The sequence below is a fragment of the Parabacteroides sp. Y3-G-102 genome, assembly GCF_023656845.1.
In the GTDB taxonomy this organism is placed as follows: Bacteria; Bacteroidota; Bacteroidia; order Bacteroidales; family Tannerellaceae; genus Parabacteroides; species Parabacteroides distasonis.
Genome location: NZ_JAMOKU010000019.1, coordinates 1 through 20,809, shown reverse-complemented (window position 1 = coordinate 20,809; position 20,809 = coordinate 1). Strand labels below are relative to the sequence as shown.

23 protein-coding genes are annotated in these 20,809 nt (G+C 43.9%); 7 read left to right on the top strand and 16 right to left on the bottom strand.

The features are described 5' to 3' along the window. Nucleotide 1: 1 nt before the first annotated feature. The 6 genes from NBH16_RS11220 to NBH16_RS11195 all read right to left on the bottom strand — a co-directional run bounded on the left by NBH16_RS11220 (nucleotide 2) and on the right by NBH16_RS11195 (nucleotide 9,987). Nucleotides 2-952, bottom strand: coding sequence for a glycerophosphodiester phosphodiesterase family protein (locus tag NBH16_RS11220; protein WP_250788531.1), 951 nt, complete (start codon nucleotides 950-952; stop codon nucleotides 2-4). An 80-nt stretch (nucleotides 953-1,032) separates the two neighbouring features. Then, a complete protein-coding gene (locus NBH16_RS11215) occupies nucleotides 1,033-2,628 on the bottom strand; it encodes a sulfatase family protein (RefSeq protein WP_250788529.1) in 1,596 nt (531 codons plus the stop codon). 6 nt (nucleotides 2,629-2,634) lie between these two features. Further along, on the bottom strand, nucleotides 2,635-4,083 hold the full coding sequence (locus NBH16_RS11210) for a sulfatase family protein (protein WP_036616062.1): 1,449 nt from the start codon (nucleotides 4,081-4,083) through the stop codon (nucleotides 2,635-2,637). Continuing rightward, the gene (locus NBH16_RS11205) at nucleotides 4,070-5,557 is read right to left on the bottom strand and encodes a RagB/SusD family nutrient uptake outer membrane protein (RefSeq protein WP_008772533.1); all 1,488 of its coding nucleotides are present in this window, start codon (nucleotides 5,555-5,557) and stop codon (nucleotides 4,070-4,072) included. The genes NBH16_RS11210 and NBH16_RS11205 overlap by 14 nt, the downstream gene beginning before the upstream one ends. A gap of 18 nt (nucleotides 5,558-5,575) precedes the next feature. Then, on the bottom strand, nucleotides 5,576-8,887 hold the full coding sequence (locus NBH16_RS11200; RefSeq protein WP_333558129.1) for a TonB-dependent receptor: 3,312 nt from the start codon (nucleotides 8,885-8,887) through the stop codon (nucleotides 5,576-5,578). 251 nt (nucleotides 8,888-9,138) lie between these two features. Then, nucleotides 9,139-9,987, bottom strand: coding sequence for a FecR family protein (locus NBH16_RS11195; protein ID WP_008779440.1), 849 nt, complete (start codon nucleotides 9,985-9,987; stop codon nucleotides 9,139-9,141). Nucleotides 9,988-10,324: 337 nt separating this feature from the next. On the opposite strand from NBH16_RS11195, the gene NBH16_RS11190 reads away from it, so the two are divergent. Next, nucleotides 10,325-11,620, top strand: coding sequence for a site-specific integrase (locus tag NBH16_RS11190; RefSeq protein ID WP_005789089.1), 1,296 nt, complete (start codon nucleotides 10,325-10,327; stop codon nucleotides 11,618-11,620). 93 nt (nucleotides 11,621-11,713) lie between these two features. On the opposite strand, the gene NBH16_RS11185 is transcribed toward NBH16_RS11190, so the two are convergent. Continuing rightward, entirely contained in the window at nucleotides 11,714-12,031 is a 318-nt protein-coding gene (locus NBH16_RS11185; RefSeq protein WP_005858007.1) for a helix-turn-helix domain-containing protein, read from the bottom strand. 1 nt (nucleotide 12,032) lies between these two features. Continuing rightward, nucleotides 12,033-12,326 carry a helix-turn-helix domain-containing protein gene (locus NBH16_RS11180; RefSeq protein WP_004326140.1) on the bottom strand — a complete coding sequence of 98 codons (294 nt, stop codon included), beginning with the start codon at nucleotides 12,324-12,326 and terminating at the stop codon, nucleotides 12,033-12,035. A gap of 197 nt (nucleotides 12,327-12,523) precedes the next feature. Here NBH16_RS11180 and NBH16_RS11175 point away from each other — a divergent pair, with 197 nt between their 5' ends. Then, complete coding sequence (locus NBH16_RS11175) at nucleotides 12,524-12,925, top strand: hypothetical protein (protein WP_172680561.1); 402 nt, start codon at nucleotides 12,524-12,526, stop codon at nucleotides 12,923-12,925. 228 nt (nucleotides 12,926-13,153) lie between these two features. Here NBH16_RS11175 and NBH16_RS11170 read toward each other — a convergent pair whose 3' ends face one another. Continuing rightward, complete coding sequence (locus NBH16_RS11170) at nucleotides 13,154-13,507, bottom strand: winged helix-turn-helix transcriptional regulator (protein WP_004326138.1); 354 nt, start codon at nucleotides 13,505-13,507, stop codon at nucleotides 13,154-13,156. A gap of 123 nt (nucleotides 13,508-13,630) precedes the next feature. Between NBH16_RS11170 and NBH16_RS11165 the strand changes: the two genes are divergently transcribed. Then, nucleotides 13,631-14,425 carry an EFR1 family ferrodoxin gene (locus NBH16_RS11165; RefSeq protein WP_004326137.1) on the top strand — a complete coding sequence of 265 codons (795 nt, stop codon included), beginning with the start codon at nucleotides 13,631-13,633 and terminating at the stop codon, nucleotides 14,423-14,425. On the opposite strand, the gene NBH16_RS11160 is transcribed toward NBH16_RS11165, so the two are convergent. From NBH16_RS11160 to NBH16_RS11130, 7 genes are all read right to left on the bottom strand, one after another. Beyond that, nucleotides 14,383-14,601 (bottom strand): hypothetical protein, encoded by a 219-nt coding sequence (locus NBH16_RS11160; RefSeq protein WP_173023019.1) that lies wholly within the window; start codon nucleotides 14,599-14,601, stop codon nucleotides 14,383-14,385. The two genes, NBH16_RS11165 and NBH16_RS11160, sit on opposite strands and share 43 nt — an antisense overlap. Nucleotides 14,602-14,618: 17 nt before the next feature. After that, nucleotides 14,619-15,209 carry a DUF4948 family protein gene (locus NBH16_RS11155; protein WP_032581693.1) on the bottom strand — a complete coding sequence of 197 codons (591 nt, stop codon included), beginning with the start codon at nucleotides 15,207-15,209 and terminating at the stop codon, nucleotides 14,619-14,621. Nucleotides 15,210-15,296: 87 nt separating this feature from the next. Beyond that, the gene (locus NBH16_RS11150) at nucleotides 15,297-15,803 is read right to left on the bottom strand and encodes a hypothetical protein (RefSeq protein WP_032581692.1); all 507 of its coding nucleotides are present in this window, start codon (nucleotides 15,801-15,803) and stop codon (nucleotides 15,297-15,299) included. 195 nt (nucleotides 15,804-15,998) lie between these two features. Continuing rightward, entirely contained in the window at nucleotides 15,999-16,340 is a 342-nt protein-coding gene (locus NBH16_RS11145) for a hypothetical protein (protein ID WP_029427319.1), read from the bottom strand. A 75-nt stretch (nucleotides 16,341-16,415) separates the two neighbouring features. Next, nucleotides 16,416-16,787, bottom strand: coding sequence for an SMI1/KNR4 family protein (locus NBH16_RS11140; protein ID WP_029427320.1), 372 nt, complete (start codon nucleotides 16,785-16,787; stop codon nucleotides 16,416-16,418). Nucleotides 16,788-16,823: 36 nt separating this feature from the next. Further along, the gene (locus tag NBH16_RS11135) at nucleotides 16,824-17,162 is read right to left on the bottom strand and encodes a hypothetical protein (protein WP_117899916.1); all 339 of its coding nucleotides are present in this window, start codon (nucleotides 17,160-17,162) and stop codon (nucleotides 16,824-16,826) included. Between the two features lie 106 nt (nucleotides 17,163-17,268). Further along, nucleotides 17,269-17,709 (bottom strand): hypothetical protein, encoded by a 441-nt coding sequence (locus NBH16_RS11130; protein WP_115649164.1) that lies wholly within the window; start codon nucleotides 17,707-17,709, stop codon nucleotides 17,269-17,271. Between the two features lie 237 nt (nucleotides 17,710-17,946). Between NBH16_RS11130 and NBH16_RS11125 the strand changes: the two genes are divergently transcribed. From NBH16_RS11125 to NBH16_RS11110, 4 genes are all read left to right on the top strand, one after another. Then, entirely contained in the window at nucleotides 17,947-18,921 is a 975-nt protein-coding gene (locus NBH16_RS11125; protein WP_117899912.1) for an ArdC family protein, read from the top strand. A 70-nt stretch (nucleotides 18,922-18,991) separates the two neighbouring features. After that, a complete protein-coding gene (locus NBH16_RS11120) occupies nucleotides 18,992-19,642 on the top strand; it encodes a hypothetical protein (RefSeq protein ID WP_250788525.1) in 651 nt (216 codons plus the stop codon). Between the two features lie 42 nt (nucleotides 19,643-19,684). Next, the gene (locus NBH16_RS11115) at nucleotides 19,685-19,894 is read left to right on the top strand and encodes a hypothetical protein (RefSeq protein ID WP_032532203.1); all 210 of its coding nucleotides are present in this window, start codon (nucleotides 19,685-19,687) and stop codon (nucleotides 19,892-19,894) included. Nucleotides 19,895-19,905: 11 nt separating this feature from the next. Further along, nucleotides 19,906-20,454, top strand: a complete 549-nt coding sequence (locus NBH16_RS11110) for an SLOG family protein (protein WP_009017692.1) — start codon at nucleotides 19,906-19,908, stop codon at nucleotides 20,452-20,454. Nucleotides 20,455-20,809 lie beyond the last annotated feature (355 nt).

The following is a 20,809-nucleotide window of genomic DNA, read 5'->3' as shown; positions in this document are numbered from 1 at the left end:
TTTATAGTGTAGAGAAAAACTTTCCTTTGGAACTGCTAACCGGAATCAAGCTAGAGATCGCTTCAGCAACCTCTATAGGTCGGTCAGACTCTATGATGTCCACGCCTTGACGGATGATCATACGGTATGCTTCAGCACGACTTTCGGGTGTGGATAGTTTATCGTCGGAAGGGGCGGTAGAGATCATACACATGACACCTCTTTCATGTAACATATCGATCACCTCACGGACTTCGGGGGTAATCTTAGGTCCTACGTAAGCCATGATATGGTTCCAAGGTATACCGTTATCCTCATAGTCTTGAACCGCCTCTTTCGTTTTTACAAAAGCCTCAAACATGAAATTCGGATTTTTCTCGTAAAAGAAACGAGCCGAGGCACCATCATGAACCGTAATCATTACATAAGGTTCCGCTTGCATATCGGTAATCAACTGAGCAGTGCGCTCCATCGGAACATCCTTCTTATCAAGGATTAGGATTGTTTTTCCACGGGCCCAACGAATCGCATCCTCTAAAGTCGGGATACGATAGTTTGTGATATTTCCTTCGGGATCCTTCAAACGGAAATTTTGCAATTCTTCCCAAGTATAATCAGAAACTTTCCCAGTCCCATTACTGGTACGCTCCAGTGTATCATCGTGGAAAAGGACGATAACACTATCTTTGGTTAACCTCGGATCTATCTCAAACGTGGCAGGAGTATAAGAGAGGGTATTTTCAAAGGTTTCCATACTGTTCTCAGGATAGCCTTTTCCCCGTCCACCTCGGTGTCCGCTAATTAAAGGAATTCGGTCATCCGCATATTGGTAGAAAGATATCAAATCATCTACATTTGATATCTGTAGCGTATTCATTCCGTTGTATTCAAGCTCCTCCTTTGGCGTGTTCAATACGCAAGAACCACAAAGTAGGGCCAGCATTAAAAATCTGGCGGATAAATTGAGTTTCATTTCACGATCGTATTTTAGGTGAATGATTCTTTCTATCCGCCAAACTTACACAAAATAAATGATTTTACAGAGTTAGCACCTTAATATTCGTCAACTTTCTGGTCTACACGGAACTTATCCAAACGTACTTGCAGGCGAGTTTGGATATCAGCATATTCCGGATTATCGTATAAATTATTCAGCTCATTCGGATCACTTTGCAAATCGTAAAGCTCATTGCAGTTAATCGCGTCATTATGTTCATTCTTCTCTCCATAGAAATGAATCAATTTATAACGACTGTCACGTACGCCATCGTGGCGACGTACCATATGGATCGCAGGATAATCATAATAATGATAATATAGATACTCACGCCAATCTCTTGGTGTCTCGCCTCCAAACAAGGGGACTAAAGAAGTTCCTACCATATAATCAGGTTTCTCGATACCGGCTATATCCAGATAAGTCGGGGCATAGTCAATGTTCTGTACTAAGGCTGTACATTCACTTCCCGCCTTGATTTTAGCAGGATAACGGATAATCAACGGCGTACGGAAAGATTCCTCATACATGAAACGTTTGTCGAACCAGCCATGTTCACCCATGTAAAAACCTTGATCCGAGGTATAAACGATCACGGTATTATCCATAAGCCCTTCTTTTTCCAAATAGGCGATCAAACGCCCCACCTCATCATCAATAGATTTGATGCAACGTACGTAATCCTTGATATAACGTTGATATTTCCATTTAACCAAATCCTCGCCTTTCAGGTTCTCGTTAATGAATTTTTCGTTGCGGGGCTTATAAGAAGCGATCCAAGCCTCCCGTTGTTCCGGGGTCATACGATCCAAAGAGGCCTGCCAACCATCAATATTCCATTCCTTTTTATAAGCCTCCTTATCTTTAAGCTCATCTACCTTCAAATCATAAACCAAAGTCATATTTTTGTCTATACTCATCTCTTGTGTACGTGCGGCATCGCAACGAGTAGCATAATTATCATTGAAAGTATCTGGATATGGGAACTCTACATCCTCATATAAATCCATATATTTCGTATCCGGCATCCAGTTACGATGTGGAGCCTTATGATGAACCAGCAGGCAGAAAGGCTTATCCTTATCCCTCTCTTCCAAAAACTCGATAGCGTGATCGGTCGTAAGGGTCGTCGCATATCCCTCTTCTTTTACATACTTGCCATTCGATTCTTTGCTTTTAAACTCCGGATTATAATAATCTCCCTGATCCCATAACACATGATAATAATCAAAACCTTTCGGCTCACATTGCATATGCCATTTACCGACAACACCTGTCTGATAACCGTGCTGTTGTAAGATTTCAGAGAAGAATACTTTTGTCGTATCAATACCTTTTCCTAACTGTCTTTGTCCGTTTTGGTGACTGTAAAGACCGGTCATCAAACAAGCACGGCTAGGAGTAGACAGAGAATTCTCTACAAAGGCTTGCCTGAATAACATACCTTCCGCAGCCAAACGATCTAAATTTGGTGTAGGAGCCAATTTACCTAGCGCATGTCCATAAGCGCTAATAGTTTGATACGAATGATCATCCGTCATGATATGAATGATATTGAGCGGCTTCTCTGCCACTTCTTTTTGCCCTGTTCCGCATGCGGAGAACAAAAGGGCAGGGGCTAATATAGCTCCATAATTAATAGTATTTTTCATATATAATTATTTTATGTAACCTACTTCCCGACGATTCAAACCTATTTGTCCCGTGAGATCATCTCCCAGATCCAACCGAGCCTCTTCTGCTATAGATTGTAATAGACGAATCACCTCCGGATATTGATCTTTCACATCATATCTTTCTCCCGGATCTCTACGCAAATCATATAGAGATAAATCGATATGTTCTCTCCCAATTTTCCCGGGATACCCATCGACTCCTGCCTCTAAATAAGTGGCATGTTCATGAGGGAATACCAATTTAAATCGATCGTTCCGAATGGCCTCCAGATTATTCTCCCCATAATAATAGAGCAGATATTTTCTAGGAGACTCAACATTCATGCTATATAACAATTTTTCGATATTGACCCCATCAATTTTTTTCTTAGGAAGTTCTGCTCCCGTTAACGATGCTAATGTAGGAAGTATATCAATCGTACTGGCTAATTGATTGCAAACAGTACCTCTAGGAATCACTCCTTTCCAACGCATGATACAAGGAACACGTTGTCCTCCCTCAAACGTGGTAGCTTTCGCTTCTCTCAAACCTCCGGTACTCCCGGCATGATTACCAAAACTAAACCAAGGCCCATTATCCGACGTAAAGATAATCAAAGTATTTTCATCTAGGTTTAATTCCTCTATTGTTTCTAGAACTTGTTGGACACTCCAATCTACCTCAAGCATGACATCCCCATATAAACCTTGTTTACTCTTTCCTTTAAATTTGTTGGATACAGCAAGCGGAACATGTGGCATCGAGTGAGCAAAGTAAAGAAAAAATGGTTGTTCACGATTCTTTTTGATAAACTGGATCGCCCGTTCCGTATATAATGTAGTAAGCTCGGCTTGATCATCCAATGTCCACAATTCTCTTATTTTTTCATTTCCGTCGATTAATGGTAATGCCGGATGCCGTAATTTGTTTGGTAAATTAGATGCTGGAGTCACTCTATTCCCGTCATAATCAACTGGCCACATATCATTGGAATAAGGCAACCCAAGATACTCATCAAATCCTTGTTGCAAAGGCAAAAATGGATAAAGGTGACCTAAATGCCATTTACCGACCATTCCACAAGAATAACCTCTAGTTTTTAATATTTCCGGAAGAGTTTCCTCATTAGGGGCCACTCCTATACGGCCTTGAGGCATCAATGCCCCCGAAATCCCCACTCGATTTGGATAACACCCTGTAATTAATCCGGCTCTCGATGCGCTACTTATAGGTTGGGCTGCATAAAAGTGGGTAAAAAACATTCCTTCAGAGGCCAGTCGGTCAATAGTAGGCGTGTTATATCCAGAAGCACCGGTGATTGTTAAATCGCCATATCCCATATCATCCATAAAAAAGATCACGATATTAGGAAGTTTGTCCCGGGCTTGTATAATAACCGGGGTAACAGTTGCTACCCCAGTTATAAATAACAATTTTCTAATATCCCGCATTTTGTACTAAATTAGGATTCAAGTCTATCTCGGATTGAGGGATCGGCATAAGGATCATATGCTCCTTGATATTTTGCGCAATCTCAGTTTTATTAGCTTCCGCTACTTTTGCTTCATATGCACTATGCTCTTTCATTCGTTGAATAAATGTACCGGTACGTACTAAATCGAACCAACGATGTCCTTCGTGAGGGAATTCCAGCCGTCGTTCATTTAATATAGCTGTACGAAACTCATCCTTCGACATAGGTTTAAAGTTTCCAGAATCATCACCAAAAGCACGTTCCCGTATCCTGTTTAACATAGCGAGAGCCTTTGTAGATTCGCCCACTTCATTTAATGCCTCTGCATACATTAATATAGCGTCCGCATACCTGATAATGTGCATATTTACATCGCAACGGTCACCCGTTTCAAGCCCTTCAACCCAGAATTTACCGCTAAGAGGTATACTTGATTTCAATATTTCACCGGTTTTAAGATGAGCGAACTCTGTTTTGAAATTAGTCTTTTTTCTCAAATCTCGATTATCAAACTGGTCATACAATTCTTGTGTCGGGATATCAGCCTCATTAAGGGCAGAGATTCCTAAGCTCCCCGGAATGGAATATTTCGGACCAGCAAGCGCCATTTCACCATTATGTTGAAATGGAGGTTCTTTATACTCAATATAAAGTACAGCCTCAATACCAGCCTCTGTATCTCGAAGCCAGTTCGCATGGTAATCTTTGTGTAAACCGAAACCATATTCAGATTCATGCTCGACTACCTCTGCCAATTTATCTTTCGCCTTTTGGAAATCCCCTTTAGTTAAATAGACTTTACCGAATAAAATTTTAGCGGCTCCTTTGTTGATACGGCCCTCATCGGAAGCTGAATATTCAGATCTTAAAGGAAGATGTTCTTCCGCAAATGTAAGATCTTCTATAATCTGATCATAAATCAGTTCTTTAGAATCACGTGGTCCTTTTGAATCTTCTACGGTTTTCAAGTCTAAGATTAGAGGAACATCGCCGAAGAAACGAACGAGGTTGAAATAGTATAGAGCACGAAGTGTACGAGCCTCAGCGATCAATCGGTTCTTTTTACTTTCATTCATTTTGATCTCTGGAATCTTAACAATCGCCGTATTTGCCCTAGAAATACCGGAATAACAATTTTTCCACATATCTTTTACAAATGTATTCTGAGAGTTAAATCGCAGAAACTCCAAGTCTTGTAAGTTTGCGTTCGGCATACCTAAACCATTTTTCATCATATCGGTAGGTAGCTCTGCCATCATATACATCAAACGGTTATATAAGCTGTTTAATTGCTGATAAGTAGCATCTACCGCTGCCTGTGCGTCTTTCTCGCTTGTATAAAAATTATCCACGACCAAACGGTCCACGGGATTCTCGTCAAGGAAAGAACAACTGTTGATTCCACAAGAGAAACAGAAAGCTGAAAATATATATATGAACGATTTTTTCATTTTGAGTCGATTTAAAAGTTATTTAATATCCAATTTAATGCCAAACATAAAGGTACGGGCTTGCGGATAACCGCCAAAGTCCTCTCCTGCCTCTAAAGTTGAAGCGCCTCGATAGCTCACTTCCGGATCATAGCCTCTGTATTTAGTCCAAGTCAATAAGTTTTGTCCGGTTACGTACAATCGCAGACCTCCGATATGTTTCCAATTCAATTTCGGGAAACTATAAGACAATGAGACAGTTTTTAATTTCAAGAAAGAACCGTCTTCAATGAACCGATCACTTACGATATTATTCCGATTCGTTGTCGCTTTTTGATATTCATTACTTGGATTCGTAGGTGTCCAACGGTTCACGAGATCCTGATATACATTTTGTCCACCAGTCGGCGACTCAAGCTCCATTGCGTTATAATTGAAAATCTTATTCCCATATGAGTATTGTAAGAATACGTTCAACTCAAATCCTTTATAAGCAAACGTGTTGGTCATACCTCCAAAGAATTTCGGATTTGCGTCTCCTAATATCTCCCGATCGTTTGTGGCATCAATCTTACCGTCTCCATTCAAGTCCTTATAACGACGGAGTCCGACACCGATAGGCGAGGGTGAAGAAGTTTGTTGAGCACATTCTGCTTCATTTTGGAAAATACCGTCAAAACGATAGCCATAAAATACTCCAATTGGTTGACCAACGATCAAGCGACGGATATCACTCGTCTTTAAATGATCGTCGTATGTACCTACATCTTTATACGTTTCCCCACCCAACTCTAATACTTTATTCCGGTTGAATGAAATATTAAAGGCTGTTGTCCATGAGAATGCCCCGCTTAAGTTGTCACTCTCAATAGAAAGCTCATAACCTTTATTTTGGACACTACCAATATTTTTCAACATAGAATCATAACCGGAGGCGCTAGGAATCGCTACATTATATAATAAGTCCGTTGTTTTTTTATAATAATAGTCTGCCGTTAAACGCAAGCGATTATTAAATAGCCCAAGATCAAAACCAATATCAAATTGCCCTGTTTTTTCCCATTTCAAGTCAGGATTAGGTATCCTGTTCGGATAAAATCCAGAAACCAATTGATTTCCGATTGTCCAACTATTACTTCCCAATGTAGCCAAGGATTCGTAAACTCCGATTTCTGTATTTCCAGTGAAGCCATAACTGGTACGTAACTTTAAATTATTAATGACAGCTTTAACCGGTTCCATAAAACCTTCCTCAGAGATACGCCATGCCACAGAACCCGAAGGGAAAAATCCATACTTATTGTTGCCACCAAAACGAGAAGAACCATCCACACGTCCGTTAACAGAGAATAAATACCGGTCATATAACGAATAATTAATACGTGCCAAATAAGACATAAGGCTCCATTGAGTAGCAGAAGATTCCGGTTTATCATAAATAGATCCGGCTCCTAGGTTATTATACTTCATGACATCATTCACGAAATTAGAAGATGCTCCCGTTACGGATTCCACATTATTTCTTTGAATGGTAAAGCCTCCTAAAATATTCAAAGAATGAATATCCTTGAATGTCTTATTCCAAGTAAGTATATTCTCGTTCAGCCAGTTAATAGAACGGTTTACACCGACTTTCGCAGATGCGATACCTAACGATTGGTAGATATTTGACGGAGTATATTTATTTTGCTTCAAATACATAATATCCATCCCCAAAGATACTTTAAGCTTTAAGTCTTTTAAGAATTCCCATTCCGCATAAACATCACCTAACACACGTGTAGTCGCATTATTGTATATTTCTTCTTTTGCGGTAGCTACCGGATTCGGGATTAATAACCCGGGGTCGTTAGTTGGCGTATACTCACCCGTCTCTTCATTCGCATAGACAGACTGGATGGGATTCATTTTCAAAGCGCCGTTCACGACTCCGTCACGTCCACCGACATCTGTTGCCGATGTTCTACTGATCGTGTGGGTACCAGACATATGAGTGCCGACTTTCAGTGTATTGAATATTTGTCTATCAAGATTCAATCGTAATGAGTAACGTTTGAAATCCGAGTTAATAATTACACCCTTTTGATCAAAATACCCCCCTGAGATCGCATATGTTGTTTTGTTATCACCTCCGGAAAACGTCAATTGATAACTTTGAATCATAGCTGGACGGAAAATTTCATCTTGCCAATTTGTTCCATTACCCAATTTAGCGATTTCGCCTAATTGTGTAGTGTTATAGGGCGCATCCAATCCATCGTTCGTATAGGCCTCATTAACCAATGCCGCATATTCTTGCGCATTCATGACATCAATTGTCTTCGCTACGTTTTGTACACCAAAACTAGATTCAAAAGTTATTATATCACGTCCCTTCTTACCACTCTTCGTCGTAATAAGTACAACACCATTAGCGGCACGTGCTCCATAAATGGCTGTTGCGGAAGCATCTTTTAGAATCTCGATAAATTCAATATCAGAAGGGTTTACCGTAGATAATCCACTGATTTGTGTATTACCACCCGTCGAGCCGAAACCTGTCCCACTATATACGGGAAAACCATCGATTACATAAAGCGGCTCATTTCCTCCTTGTAAAGAGCTACTACCACGTACACGGATAGACGCTACCGCTCCGGGCATACCCGAAGTTTGCGTAACTTGTACACCGGAAGCTCGGCCTACTAATCCTTGGTCGATAGAAGTCATAGGAGTTTGTTGTATCTCTGTTGTTTTTACAGAGGAAACAGCTCCTGTCAGATTACTTTTTTTCACAGAACCGTAGCCGATAACTACAACTTCATCAATTGTCTTCGAGTCTTCTATCATCATGATAGAAAGATTGTTTTGATTTTTAACCGCCACTTCTTTAGGAGTATAGCCGATATAGGATACAAGTAAAGTAGCTTGATCGGGTACCTCTAATGTGAAATTGCCATCCATGTCAGTAATTGTACCAGTTGTAGAGCCTTTTACTACTACGTTCGCTCCAATGATAGGTTCATTCTTCTCATCTGTCACTTTTCCGGTTATTTTTTTATTATTCGTAATCATAGGATGAGAAGCTTTCTCGTTTGTTTTGTAAATAACAATATGCTTTTCGTTAATGGTATAAGCCAGTCCTTGAGTGGCTAGTAGCCTATCTAATACATTTGCGATATTCTGATTATTGATATTTACAGAAACCTTACGGCCTAGATTAATCTCATCGTTTCTATACCAAAACGAATACTCACTCTGTTGCTTGATCGCCTCAAGAGCTTGTTCCAACGTGGCATCTTCCAAATGAAGAGAAATCTCGTTGACCTGCGAATAACTTACGGTAGCCGATGCGCAGAAAATAGTCAACATACATAGTACTAGGGATAATCTCATAATATTAACGATTTTATGGAAGTGAGAAATCGGCGAATAACGCCTAATATTTAATTTAAAATGCATATCTTCGTATTGATTTTAGGTTTGTAATTGTGTCGCTATAATTCGAACTAAGATCATTCTCTCAAAACGGAAGATGTTGGTAGCATTTTCCGTTTTTTTGTTATTTTCATGTCGTGTCTTTCATACTCGTATCATTTTTATAAGATTAATACTCAATTGTTTTATTTCTCATAGATGCATATACTGTCACCTCGCATGGTGTAGTCCGTTCGTTTATCTGCGGTAATAATCCGAAGTATTTGCTCTAAGTTTTCACCCCGCACAAAATCACCTGAAAAAACGGTTCTTTGAAGTTTTGCCGGTTCAACCGATATATGTACATTGAACCGACGTTCTAGTTGCTTGGCTATCTCTAGGAAGGTTACACTTTTAAAGTAGAACTTACCTTCTTTCCATGATGTATAGTAGTCTAAATTTACTTCATATTTCGAAAAAGACTGTTTCATCTTATTGAAAAGAGCTTGTTGGCCCGGAGAAATGTACATCATGTCGTGATGTCCTCCTAGTCCGACACCTACTTTTCCTTCAGTAAGAGTGACCTCTATATGGTCATCTTCTTTATAGGCTTTCACGTTAAACTTAGTTCCAAGTACCTTCACCTTCACGTTTTCCGCACTTACGATAAATGGGTGGTCCTTATCATGTGATACTTCGAAGAAAGCTTCCCCGTTCACTTTCACTTCTCTTTGGCTTGAGACAAAAGCGGCCGGATAGCTAAGGGTAGTACCTGCGTTCAGAATCACTCGTGTTCCATCCGATAAAACAATCGATGACCTCATGCCCATCGGGTTTGCCATCTCGACCATTTGGCTGTTTTGGTTCTTATAGCCTTCATGATATGAGATATAATTAGAGACTCCCAGTAAAAGAGCAATAGAGGCGGCGATAGCGGATGCTTTCAACCAAAATCTTTTACGTAGATTACGATGGATACGACGGTTCACCTCAAGGAAAATATCCTCTTTCATCTCATCACCCATTTGCTTTATGACCTCTTTTCTTGTTTCCATATTTTGTCTTTCTTATGATGAGGAGTAAGGGTATGCTAAATTCGTTTAAAGGGATTGGCTATTTTTTTCGAAAAAATCGGCATAAGGCGCAAAGAAAAGCAAAGTTCTACATAAATAAATGCAGGTCAGCATCTTGTATGCAGAGCGGGTGGAAACGGACTCCGGCATAAAATGCCTGAAAACACCCCTTTCGGACAAAGTTCGGCTACTAAACAGCTACCGGTTCCGAAATGGGGTATATACGGCATAACGAGTTCTGTTTCATCGCTTTGCCTTGTTTTGCATAGCTCTTGGTAAGAAATAAGTAACTACCTTTAGAAACGAAAATTTTAGAGTTATGGAAACAAAGAGAAGTACGTTTGCGACCTCGTTCTACATCAAGAGATCCGCAGTGAGAAACCGGGACGGGAAAGCCCCCATCATGGTGAAAATCTCCGTTGACGGGGATGACAAGGCGGTGGGAACCAAGCTGTTCGTCACCCCCGACCTCTGGGAGAACGGCAAGGCGAAAGGCAAGTCCGCCGAGGCAAACGAGATAAACGGGCAACTGAAGGAGGTCTCCGCCCGGCTCACCAACCACTACCACCGCATCCTCCGGGAAGAGGATTTCGTCACCGCCGAGAAATTGCGCAACGCCTTCCTCGGTGTCGGCGTGATGGAGAACTGCATACTGAAAGACTTCGGGAACATGAACCGGGAGTTCGGGGCGATGGTGGAGAAAGGGCAGCGAGCCAAGTCCACCTACAACAAGTATCTGGCTGTTTACAACCATTTCAAGACCTTCCTTTGGGAGAAGAAGAAGCGCACCGACATGGCTTACAAGGAGCTGACCAAGGAGATCATCGCCGATTTCGACAAGTACCTGCGGGTGGAGAAAGGATTGAGCGCCAACACCCTCTGGATATACACTATGCCCTTGCTCAGCCTGACCGACAAGGCGTGGCGGCGGGGCATCGTTCGCACCGACCCCTTCGGCGAGTACAGCCTTGAGATGCAGGAGACCGACCGGGGCTATCTCACGGAGGAGGAGCTGCGCACCTTGGCTAACGCCGTGTTCGTCAAGAAACAGACCAGCCTCGTGCGGGACATGTTCCTCTTCGGGTGCTTCACCGGGCTTAGCTACATTGACATAAAGACGCTCACTCATGACAAGATACAGCGCATGGACTTCGACGGCGAGGAATGGATCATCACCCGGCGCACCAAGACCCGTGTGTCGAGCAACGTCCCCCTCATGGAGATTGCCAAGGAGCTGATAGAACGTTACAAAGGGCTTGCCGGGGGCGACCTTGTCTTTCCCATACCCAGCAACAGCGTGTGCAACAGGCACCTCAAACAGATAGCCAAAGCCTGCGGCATCCACAAGGAGATCGGCTTTCACCTAAGCCGCCACACCTTCGCCACGACCGTCTATCTCTGCAACGGCGGCACCATCGAGGCGCTCTCCAAGATACTCGGGCACAAGCACATTTCCACGACCCAGATCTACGCCGAGGTGACCAACAGGATGGTAAGCTCCGATTTCCGGGCGATCTCCGGCAACCTCGCCGCCATGCAGCGGAGCGTGCTGGAGAAGAAGGACAGGAAACAGGACGGGAAGCGGGTGCGCCGCTCCCTCCGGGAAACGGCTTGACGCCTTCCCCCGGTGCAGAATGCGGCAAAGGCAGGAACTTCCGATGCGGTGTCCCTGCCTTTGCTGCATTTCCCGATGCACACCCCCGTGCGTTTATGTTGGACTTTTCCCCCGTTTGCGCTTTGGGCGCATGTCCACGTAGTTCTCCTCCAGCATACGCAGCAGATCCGACTGGCGGTAGAGTGTCTTGCCCGGCAGCGATATGTACGGGATCAGCCGCTGCGTGCGGTAGTCCTGCAACGTTCTCGGCGTGATGTGCAGCAGCCTGCACACGTCCTCGCCCGTGAGATAGACCTCGCCGTTCATCGCCGGGCGGAAGTGCGCCGTTACCGTGTCAAGGTACCTCATGCCTTCCTCCAGTGCCTCGAAGTACGCCCGTACCTCTTCCGTGTCCCTTGTGATCACTTCCATCTCACTCGTCCTCCGTCATTTCCCGGCTCATGGCTTCCACGAACGCCTCCACGTCCTCCGTCCGGTAGTAAATCTTGTGGTTGATCTGGCTGTACGGCAGCAGCCCCCGGTCACGGTAGGTCTGCAATGTCCGCTTGCTGATGCCCAGTTTCTCGCACACGTCCGCCCCGTCCATCCAGTTCATCTTTTCGGGCGGTCGGTAGCGGGCGCAAAGCTCCCTCACGTGCTGCGAGAAGCTGCCGAACCGTTCCTTCATCTCCTCGAAGGTCTTTTTCTCGATGCTTACTATTTCCATTGTCCCGATACGTTTTTATTGTTATACTTCCCTGCAAATATACCGGTCTGTATATGTCCGTGTATCAAAACCGTACCGCTTGTCCTCGTTTTGCTTCACGTTTGTAGCCTTGTCACGTTCCGGGCGGTGAAAAGCAGGGAGAAGCTCTACATATCCGCACGCCCTTCCGCATATTTCCCGTCTCTTCCGCTTGCCGTGTGCCGGACATTTCGCATATTTGTAACCGACCAAACATCATCACTATGGACGAGGCTGTCTTTATCGCACAATACACCTTCCTTGCCACTCCTGCGGTCATCGAGGAGGAGAGCCGCATCTTGGGCAAGATCGCACGCCGCCTGCGTTGCGAGTACGTCATCCGTTTCGAGGACGACGGCAAGTTCTATTTCCTGCTGGAAACCCGTTCCGGCTACGAGGAGCATTTCGCCCGGTGCGGCTGGTACGTCGTCAGCCAGACCGACTTCAACAGCCGCCTGACCATCGGCATGGGCTTGTACGAGAGCGGGAACTTGGCGGGCTTCATGTACAGGCTTGATTCCGGCAGCTGTATCCGGGCGATTCAGGAGAACAGGCATCGTGCCGCTTGGATTATAAATTAAGCGTTATTTATTCCTAAATATCAGCACTTTCTGAAATTTTGGCTTTGCATCCGTCACGCTTTTAGTCCTTAAAAGCTATCTGCTGTTGTCCGGTGTCTGTCTGCCAACATCTTGGGTTCAGATGTTCGCATTATTTTTGGATTATGCAAATCGTTGAAAATAAACATTTTAAGGTTATTGCAAGGTGTAAGCTATATATAAATATATACTTGTACCTTGCACTAAATTTCAATACTTATTTTTCCGTCTATTTTCCATTATCGTTTCAAAATTTTCTTGCCCCCATTGTTTCAACTGCTCTAAATAAGGGATTAAAGTTTCTCCAAATTCAGATACATAATATTCCACTTTGGGTGGAACTGTGGGATATATTTTTCTATTTACCAATCCGTCCGTTACCAATGACCGCAAAACAGTAGATAGCATCTTTTCCGATATAGAGGGGATTGTTTTGTATAGTTCATTGAAACGTATTACTTCATTCTCATGTAGCTTCAATAAGACAACTAAAGCCCATTTGTCACCCAGCCATTCCAGTATAGGGGAAGCAGAACAATAATCGTAATCTAACTTTTTTCTCATTTTTCTTTTATCCAACAAATTGATATACAGGAAAACTAACCTAAATGTAAGTTACTGATAACCAAGACAGTTCTTCTTTTTTTAAAGAGACCTATTAACTTTGCTGTCGCAAAAATAAATGTTATGGACTATAAAAGCAAAACGGCAAACGACAAAGAAATATCCATCTATTATTTCTCCGCCACAGGCAACAGCCTGAAATTGTCGCAGGATATTGCGGCGGCTTTTGGAGGAGCCGGGCTGTTCAGAATGACACCGTCAGCTGGAATCACCGCATCGGACTCCCGAATCGTAGGTTTTATATTCCCCGTATATATGGGCGGACTGCCCGGCATTGTCCGCCGGTTCTTGGAAAGTTATCCGTTCAGGAAAGGCGTGTACTATTTCTCCATAGGCACATATTACACGTACAAGGGCTGTGCGGTGTCCGTTGTGGACAAAATCATGTCCGGCAAAGGCGTGCGTCTGGACTATGGCTACAACCTGCCCACCGTAGGGAACTGCCTGAAGGAATACGAGGTATCTTCAGTAAGGAGGACGAAGATACTGGAACGGGCGGAGCTTTACACTTCACGAATAATCGACGACTTGAAAAAAGGCAAACGGAAAAAGCCTTTCCCGTATTGCAGGTTATCGGATCTGTTGCACAAAGGGCTGTTCAATGCTTTTTTCAGTCGCTCGCACTTGAACTTCTCCTTGGAAAATGGTTGTATGGGATGTGGTGTCTGCGAACGTGTATGTCCCGTGAACAATATTACGCTGAAAAACGGAGTGCCCCGGTGGGGAACCGGTTGCGAGGCTTGCCATGCTTGCGTACACTGGTGTCCCCGGAATGTCATTCAGATCGGGAAGTCCAAAGGGCGGCTGCAATACCATCATCCAGCTGTAAAAAGAACGATGCTGTACCGTGTGGAATGACGGGTTCCTATGCTGCGTATCCAGAGATTCCGGTCTGTTTCCCGTTTGTAGGATTCCACCGGAACCAGCCCGTTCTTGCGTTGTTCATGCCGACAGGTCATAGAAACGATATGGATGACCTTACGCATCCTTGTCATCATCTGGAAGAATCGGCGCATGTATTGGAATATCCTCATGCGTCCCTCTTTGCAGGTTATCGTGAATGGTCTAACTCAATGTACCAGCCTTCCCTGACGGGCTTGTACAGCGTGGTGTCGTTGTACGTCCTGCGATAGATCTCGTTCAGGTCGCCGTGTTCGGTGATACGGATGTTCCGGCGGCTTTCCAATCCGGGATCGTAAATGAAACTCTTGGACGTTCCCGCATCCACGATGCCGTGGGAATAGTACGGCATAACGAGGCTCACATATACCGAATCCGCCGTTTCCCATTCCCTGCGGTCAACAAGGACAAGACCGCATCCAATCTCTGACAACAAGGAATCGAGCTGTATTCGGTCTGGCTTCAGCAGCCCATATACCGGGAGGTCTTGTTCGTCATTCGTTTCATGGGATGTATCGCTTTGCTCTGTTGAATCAAGTATAATGACCTCTTCCGGAGAAAGCGGCGGATAGTGGAAACTGCCTTCTGAACTCTCTGCCATGATTTCGTACACCTTGCGGAACGCCGCCTCGTGCGTGGCGAAGTGGCGTATCATTTCCTCGTCGCTCGGCGGCATGGGCGGCTCTCCGCAACTTGCGGCAAACAGGCTTGCTAAAAGCAGGATTATGGCGAATGTTCTCATATTCTTATGTAGATGATGCTTGGCAGCGCTTCGCTTTAAGCGGCAGTGCTGTTTGTTATCTAAATCTTAATGTCTTTATTGGCAAAATCAAGGCACTATTTCGTAAACGGTTCGCTCATTGTTCCTGAAAATGGTATGCTCAATCTGGCTTCCGACCTTTACGATACTGTCTATGTCCGCATTGACTTTCAGGCTAAGGACGGGAGCGTATTTCAGATGTTCGTAATCGACCGGAGTATTGTTATAGGTTGTTTCGACAATAGGATAATTATGTTCCTTTGCGAACTGTTTCAAGGTATCTATGTAGGGAAGCTGCTCTTTACCCATAGCTTCAAAATCTATGTAAAACTTTCCGTTCTCCAGCACAAAGTAGATGCAGTCCACACCATTGGAACAAATACCTATAAAATCATAATCAGTATTTCCTGCCTGCACGTTTCTCAATACATCCGGCAGTTTGTCTATCGTAATCCGGGCAGCAACCGGGATATTGGAGTTTATACCGTCGTTTTGCGTCACTCGTTTATTCCCATGCCCGCAACTCAATAAACTTAAGATAGAAGTAAATATTCCCATAATTTTTAAGAATCTCATAGTTTTATGCTTATTATTAAATAGATAACATGTAATTATATACGTTTTCCGCTGTATATCTTCGCTCAATTACAAATATATATATAAGGGCGAAACTTCGGAGCGTTCGGTCTTCCTTTTTTTCTATGGTATGCTTAAAAGCAGTTTTTGCGGGTGGTTGTTTGGGCGTTCCCCTTCGGCGGGCTTTTGTAGGTCTTAAAATTCCATATTCTCCTTTTTATAATTTTTATAGCGAATGTTTAGAACACCTTTCCATTCTTGACTTGGACAGGCGTTTATTAACTGGATATATTTGTCGCCATCATCAATACGTATGACAGATTCCACCAGTTTTAATAAGTCCCACTGCAAATCATAAAAAGAACTCTCGGGAAAAATTTGTACCAATACTTCAGCTTCATCAAATGATATGGGGAGTTGTATTCGCTTTAATAATTCATCATAAGAACGTATAACTTCAACAATGTTATCTGGGTCATTGATGCTTTCATTAGGCATACGACCTAAATCTTTCAACTGTAAAATTTCAGTTCTCATATTATTGTTTTTTTAGAGTTCATGATGTCTGGCAGCTAATCGACCTTTATGGGCAATTGAGGTGCGTGTTAGTATTTATTTTTCATTTTGACCTATGAAATCAAAGATATTGTTTGATTCCTTTTCCATTTCCAAAGAACCCAAAGCGCCTAAATCATTTGAATATATAGAATTATCAGTGGGGTTACCGACATTTATGAAGTACCCTAAATCCCCATCTTGTCCTATCATAAAATAATTTGGCTCAAAGTCTTTTATTTGATATGTTTGATTTCTTTCCTCTAAATCAGAGTATGAATACAGACATATACCCGAATCATCCACTTCATACACATCACCATCATTGATTTTAGCCAGAAAATCAATGTAAAGTTGTGGAAAAATAATGTTGAGCTTTGCTTGAAGCTCTATAATCCTCTTTTTTATTTCTTTATTGTCGGCAATCATAACTTCATATTATTTATTCCTTGTAATTTTAAGAATCTATTCAGTAGTAATATTAAAATCTTGTTTATTTCTCCATGCTATCCTAAGATAATCACCTCTTATTAAACCTTTATCACGGTAATATCTAACTATTTCAGAGGGCGACCAATCCTTGCCATTGGAAAATAATGTTCCGATTTCTATTAACTTTTGAAAAAGAACTGCACGCTTTTCTACATCATCAGTAGGCATAGAAATAGAATAGTATGGTTCTACTTTTTCAAATCCAATACTGATAAGTTCATTCTTAAAATTGTCATTATCATTGGCAATCAATATATTATTTCCTGCCAATTCAATAGCAACGACTTTATCTTTTAATTTTTCATTCATCATATTAAACACTAACATGTAATTATCTACGTTTTCCGCTATTATCTTCGCTCAATTACAAATATATATCATAAGGGCGAAACTTCGGAATATTCGGTCTTCCTTTTTTCTATGGTATGCTCAAAAGCAGTTTTTGCGGGTGGTTGTTTGGGCGTTCCCCTTCGGGTCGGGCTTTCCGTTGCAAGTCCTCGCTATGCTGTGGGCTTTCCCCTGCAATCCCTAACGTGGGTGAAAGGGATTTCACTGTCTTGCGCTTGCACCTTGGCGCACGGGCTGTCCCGTCCCGGCGTCCGTTTCCGACCATTCCGTGAGGCTGCATGGCCGAAGCCGGACATCGGGGCGGAAGGACAAACGGAACACGTCCGTCCGTGCCGCCCGAAAGAGTTCCCCGGCGTTTGTCCGGCAGCCGGAAGCTGACCGTCCTCCCATTGTATTCTCCCGCCCGTATCTCCTTGCCTTGGGAAACGGGCGTTCCCGGCTCTCCGGAAGGCTTCTTTTTCCCGCACCCGGCAAGTAACTTACCATTGACTGGAATAGACTGACAGGGCATTTTTTCCCTAAGCTGATTGGAAAAACATTGACGAAGGTAGGCGGAGGTGAAAGCAAATCCGCAAAAAATGCCAAATCTCCACCCTGCGGGTAGTATTTACCATTTTTTCAGATGGTTGCAATTCACCTTTTCCGCTATCAATGATGGTCAATGTTCTTCCCAATCAGCCAAGGGAAAAAAATTGGTTGGGGCGACAAGCGATGAAAACAGAGTAATAACGATTAAAATTTGTGAGTTATGGCAACAACGAACAGCACCATCGAAAAGATTGCACCGATGTTCACCGATTTGTTAATCAAGAAAATCGAGTGTCTGAAAACGGATTGGCAAAAACCGTGGATTGCGAGCCTTGAACAAGGTTTGCCCCGCAACATCAGAGGGACGCTCTATAACGGCGGAAATGTCTTGATGTTATTGTTCTACACCGAGTTCATGAAATTCACTTTGCCCGTGTTCCTCACGTTCAACCAAGCGAAGGAAGAGGATTTAAGTGTTTGCAAGGGCGCACGCTCGTTTCCCGTCTATTATTGGTTTAAGTTCGTGGTACACAAGGAAACGAAAAAGACAATCAAGTACGAGGAATACCGCAAGCTGCCCGCAACCGAGCAGGAAAATTACAAGGTCATCCCGCAGATGAAGTATTACAATGTCTTCAACATCGACCAGACCGATTTTGCCGAAAAGCAACCCGAACGCTACGAGCGTATGAAAAAGGGGGAGCAACCCGAAGACTATTCGGACGGGATGATTTACGAGGCGTTGGACGAGCTTGTCTATCTGCAAAATTGGTATTGCCCCATCAAGGTGCAGTATTCGGACAGTGCCTACTATTCGCCCTCTTCCGACCATATCATTTGCCCGCAGCGTGAGCAGTTCCCGCAGGGAGCGGAATATTACGGCACGCTCCTGCACGAGATGGCGCACAGCACGGGAAGCCCCCAACGGCTGAACCGCACGTTCGGCAGCTTCTTCGGGGATGCGCTCTATGCCCGTGAGGAACTTGTGGCGGAACTTACCGCAGCCCTTTGCGGTGCGTTCTTCGGCTACGCAGCCGTACCGCAGGAGAACAACGCCGCCTATCTGAAACACTGGCTCACCAAGCTAAAGGAAGAACCCGCCTTTTTGGTGGAGATATTGGGGGACGTGAACAAGGCGGCGAAGATGATTGCCGACAAGGTAACCGAACCGATAACCGAACCCGCAGCAGCCTAAGCGGGACAACAAAGGAACAAGAGTATCAACCAACGGGCGGAGCAGTCCGCCCCACTAAAGACATAAGACGATGAAAACATTATCAGAAAAGGAATTTAACGGGTTAAACATAAAAGCTATGTTTACCGAGAAGGTGGAACAGGCAAAAAAAGAACTGTCTCCACTCATGCAGGAGGTAAGGAAGTACATACCCCAAGCGGAATACGGCTACCACGTGGTAAGCGGTGAATACCCCGCATTTTACGGCGTGCGCATAGAGTTCACGTACAACGGCATCCGTTTCCATGTGTACAAGATAAACAAAGAGAACAAATACAGGATAGCCACCGACATGGAGCATTTTGAGTATGTCAACCGCTACGACATCGAAAGGGCGGGCAGCCAATACGAAAAGCCGTGCAATATCGGCGTGTTCACCGCCAAGAAAATAAACGATTGGATAAACTACTGCACGCAGATATACAGGCAGGTGGAGCAGGAAAATACGGAGAACGCCCGAAAGGTAGCCGACTTCTTGAAAAGTATCGAGAACGAACCCGTAAGCTGGGAACGTAGAAACTATGCGAAAGGGACGATAACCCGCAACGGCTTGCGCTTCACTTTCTATATAGAGAAAGGACACCTCTCCTTTGAACTGTCCCTAAGTTATCGGGGAACGGCTGATTACGACACTTTCCGGCTGTTGGCTGATAACCGCTATATCCCGAAAGGGAACTGTTAAACAACCACGGGCGGAGCAATCCGCCCGACAAGCCCCAAGAACATGAAAACGGCATTTGTTTACAAACGGATATACCGCCTAATCCTTTGGGCTTCGGTGGTTTATTTCCTCACCACCACCGCAGGGCGGTTTTTCGCCTTGTCGCTTGTCGTGGCTCTGTTTTACTTCGTGGCACGGCTTGTTTTCGCCCTTGCGTGGCGTCTGTTTGTCGGCTTCGTGTTCGTACTGATAATCATTCTTTTAATACTCTAAAATTTACCGATATGGAAACAAGGACATGGACAGAAAACGGAACACCCGTTAGCAAGGAAAAGACGGTAGCCTTTTCGGGACACCGCACCAACCGTATAGCCAAGTTCACGGCAGACCGTGAGAAACTCTTCAGGGAGGTGGCGTTCGATACATTTGTAGCCATCGAGAGTTATTGCATCAAAAAAGGCTACGACACCTTTTTGTCGGGAATGTGCGAGGGCTTCGACCTTATCGCAGCAGAGGAAGTATTGAACCTCAAAAAGGAATACCCGCATATCCGTTTGAAATGCGTTGTCCCCTTCAAGGGACAAGCCGAGCGGTACACCCAAGCCGACAAGCGGCGTTACGACACCATTTTGGCGCAAGCCGATGAAGTGGTAACCTTGCAGGACGGATATACCGAGGGCTGTTTCCTACGACGTAACGACTACCTTTTGGAAAACTCCGCTTTTCTGATGGTCTATTACGATGCGGTAGCCGTGGGCGGTACGTTCTACACCCTCAAACGGGCGGTAGAGCAAAAGAAGAAGTTCGCGAACGTATGCTATAACCGCAGGTAGCCCGCAAGGGCGGATTTTCCGCCCGCTACTTTCTTTCGTGAGCCGGAGCGGGGAAAGAAAGATAGCAAAGAAACCGATTGCCCGAACGGGACGGTTTGTCAAAAATCAAAAAGAACAAGAATAAACAATCAACTTAAAAATAACAGATTATGAAGACAAAAGCAAATCAATCAGCAGCAGAGAGAAACATCACGATGGTAGCGTTGGCAGACATTCAGCCGAGCGGTTTCAACGTAAGCATTCGATAAACTCCCCCTTTCATTCTAAAAATGTGATATTACTTTTGTAATCAAAGTAAAAAAGCTCAATTGTTATGTCACATCAATGGACCATGGAAGATTTTGAATCTATTTAT

What these genes read in the sequence shown, in the direction of transcription:
- NBH16_RS11165 (WP_004326137.1), top strand. Translation starts at nt 13,631, where the DNA reads ATGGACTATAAAAGCAAAACGGCAAACGACAAAGAAATATCCATCTAT.
- NBH16_RS11205 (WP_008772533.1), bottom strand. Translation starts at nt 5,557, where the DNA reads ATGAAAAAATCGTTCATATATATATTTTCAGCTTTCTGTTTCTCTTGT.
- NBH16_RS11145 (WP_029427319.1), bottom strand. Translation starts at nt 16,340, where the DNA reads ATGAGAACTGAAATTTTACAGTTGAAAGATTTAGGTCGTATGCCTAAT.
- NBH16_RS11170 (WP_004326138.1), bottom strand. Translation starts at nt 13,507, where the DNA reads ATGAGAAAAAAGTTAGATTACGATTATTGTTCTGCTTCCCCTATACTG.
- NBH16_RS11180 (WP_004326140.1), bottom strand. Translation starts at nt 12,326, where the DNA reads ATGGAAATAGTAAGCATCGAGAAAAAGACCTTCGAGGAGATGAAGGAA.
- NBH16_RS11110 (WP_009017692.1), top strand. Translation starts at nt 19,906, where the DNA reads ATGGAAACAAGGACATGGACAGAAAACGGAACACCCGTTAGCAAGGAA.
- NBH16_RS11130 (WP_115649164.1), bottom strand. Translation starts at nt 17,709, where the DNA reads ATGCCCTGTCAGTCTATTCCAGTCAATGGTAAGTTACTTGCCGGGTGC.
- NBH16_RS11160 (WP_173023019.1), bottom strand. Translation starts at nt 14,601, where the DNA reads ATGAGGATATTCCAATACATGCGCCGATTCTTCCAGATGATGACAAGG.
- NBH16_RS11210 (WP_036616062.1), bottom strand. Translation starts at nt 4,083, where the DNA reads ATGCGGGATATTAGAAAATTGTTATTTATAACTGGGGTAGCAACTGTT.
- NBH16_RS11150 (WP_032581692.1), bottom strand. Translation starts at nt 15,803, where the DNA reads ATGAGATTCTTAAAAATTATGGGAATATTTACTTCTATCTTAAGTTTA.
- NBH16_RS11155 (WP_032581693.1), bottom strand. Translation starts at nt 15,209, where the DNA reads ATGAGAACATTCGCCATAATCCTGCTTTTAGCAAGCCTGTTTGCCGCA.
- NBH16_RS11215 (WP_250788529.1), bottom strand. Translation starts at nt 2,628, where the DNA reads ATGAAAAATACTATTAATTATGGAGCTATATTAGCCCCTGCCCTTTTG.
- NBH16_RS11220 (WP_250788531.1), bottom strand. Translation starts at nt 952, where the DNA reads ATGAAACTCAATTTATCCGCCAGATTTTTAATGCTGGCCCTACTTTGT.
- NBH16_RS11185 (WP_005858007.1), bottom strand. Translation starts at nt 12,031, where the DNA reads ATGGAAGTGATCACAAGGGACACGGAAGAGGTACGGGCGTACTTCGAG.
- NBH16_RS11200 (WP_333558129.1), bottom strand. Translation starts at nt 8,887, where the DNA reads ATGTTGACTATTTTCTGCGCATCGGCTACCGTAAGTTATTCGCAGGTC.
- NBH16_RS11115 (WP_032532203.1), top strand. Translation starts at nt 19,685, where the DNA reads ATGAAAACGGCATTTGTTTACAAACGGATATACCGCCTAATCCTTTGG.
- NBH16_RS11190 (WP_005789089.1), top strand. Translation starts at nt 10,325, where the DNA reads ATGGAAACAAAGAGAAGTACGTTTGCGACCTCGTTCTACATCAAGAGA.
- NBH16_RS11125 (WP_117899912.1), top strand. Translation starts at nt 17,947, where the DNA reads ATGGCAACAACGAACAGCACCATCGAAAAGATTGCACCGATGTTCACC.
- NBH16_RS11140 (WP_029427320.1), bottom strand. Translation starts at nt 16,787, where the DNA reads ATGATTGCCGACAATAAAGAAATAAAAAAGAGGATTATAGAGCTTCAA.
- NBH16_RS11195 (WP_008779440.1), bottom strand. Translation starts at nt 9,987, where the DNA reads ATGGAAACAAGAAAAGAGGTCATAAAGCAAATGGGTGATGAGATGAAA.
- NBH16_RS11120 (WP_250788525.1), top strand. Translation starts at nt 18,992, where the DNA reads ATGAAAACATTATCAGAAAAGGAATTTAACGGGTTAAACATAAAAGCT.
- NBH16_RS11135 (WP_117899916.1), bottom strand. Translation starts at nt 17,162, where the DNA reads ATGATGAATGAAAAATTAAAAGATAAAGTCGTTGCTATTGAATTGGCA.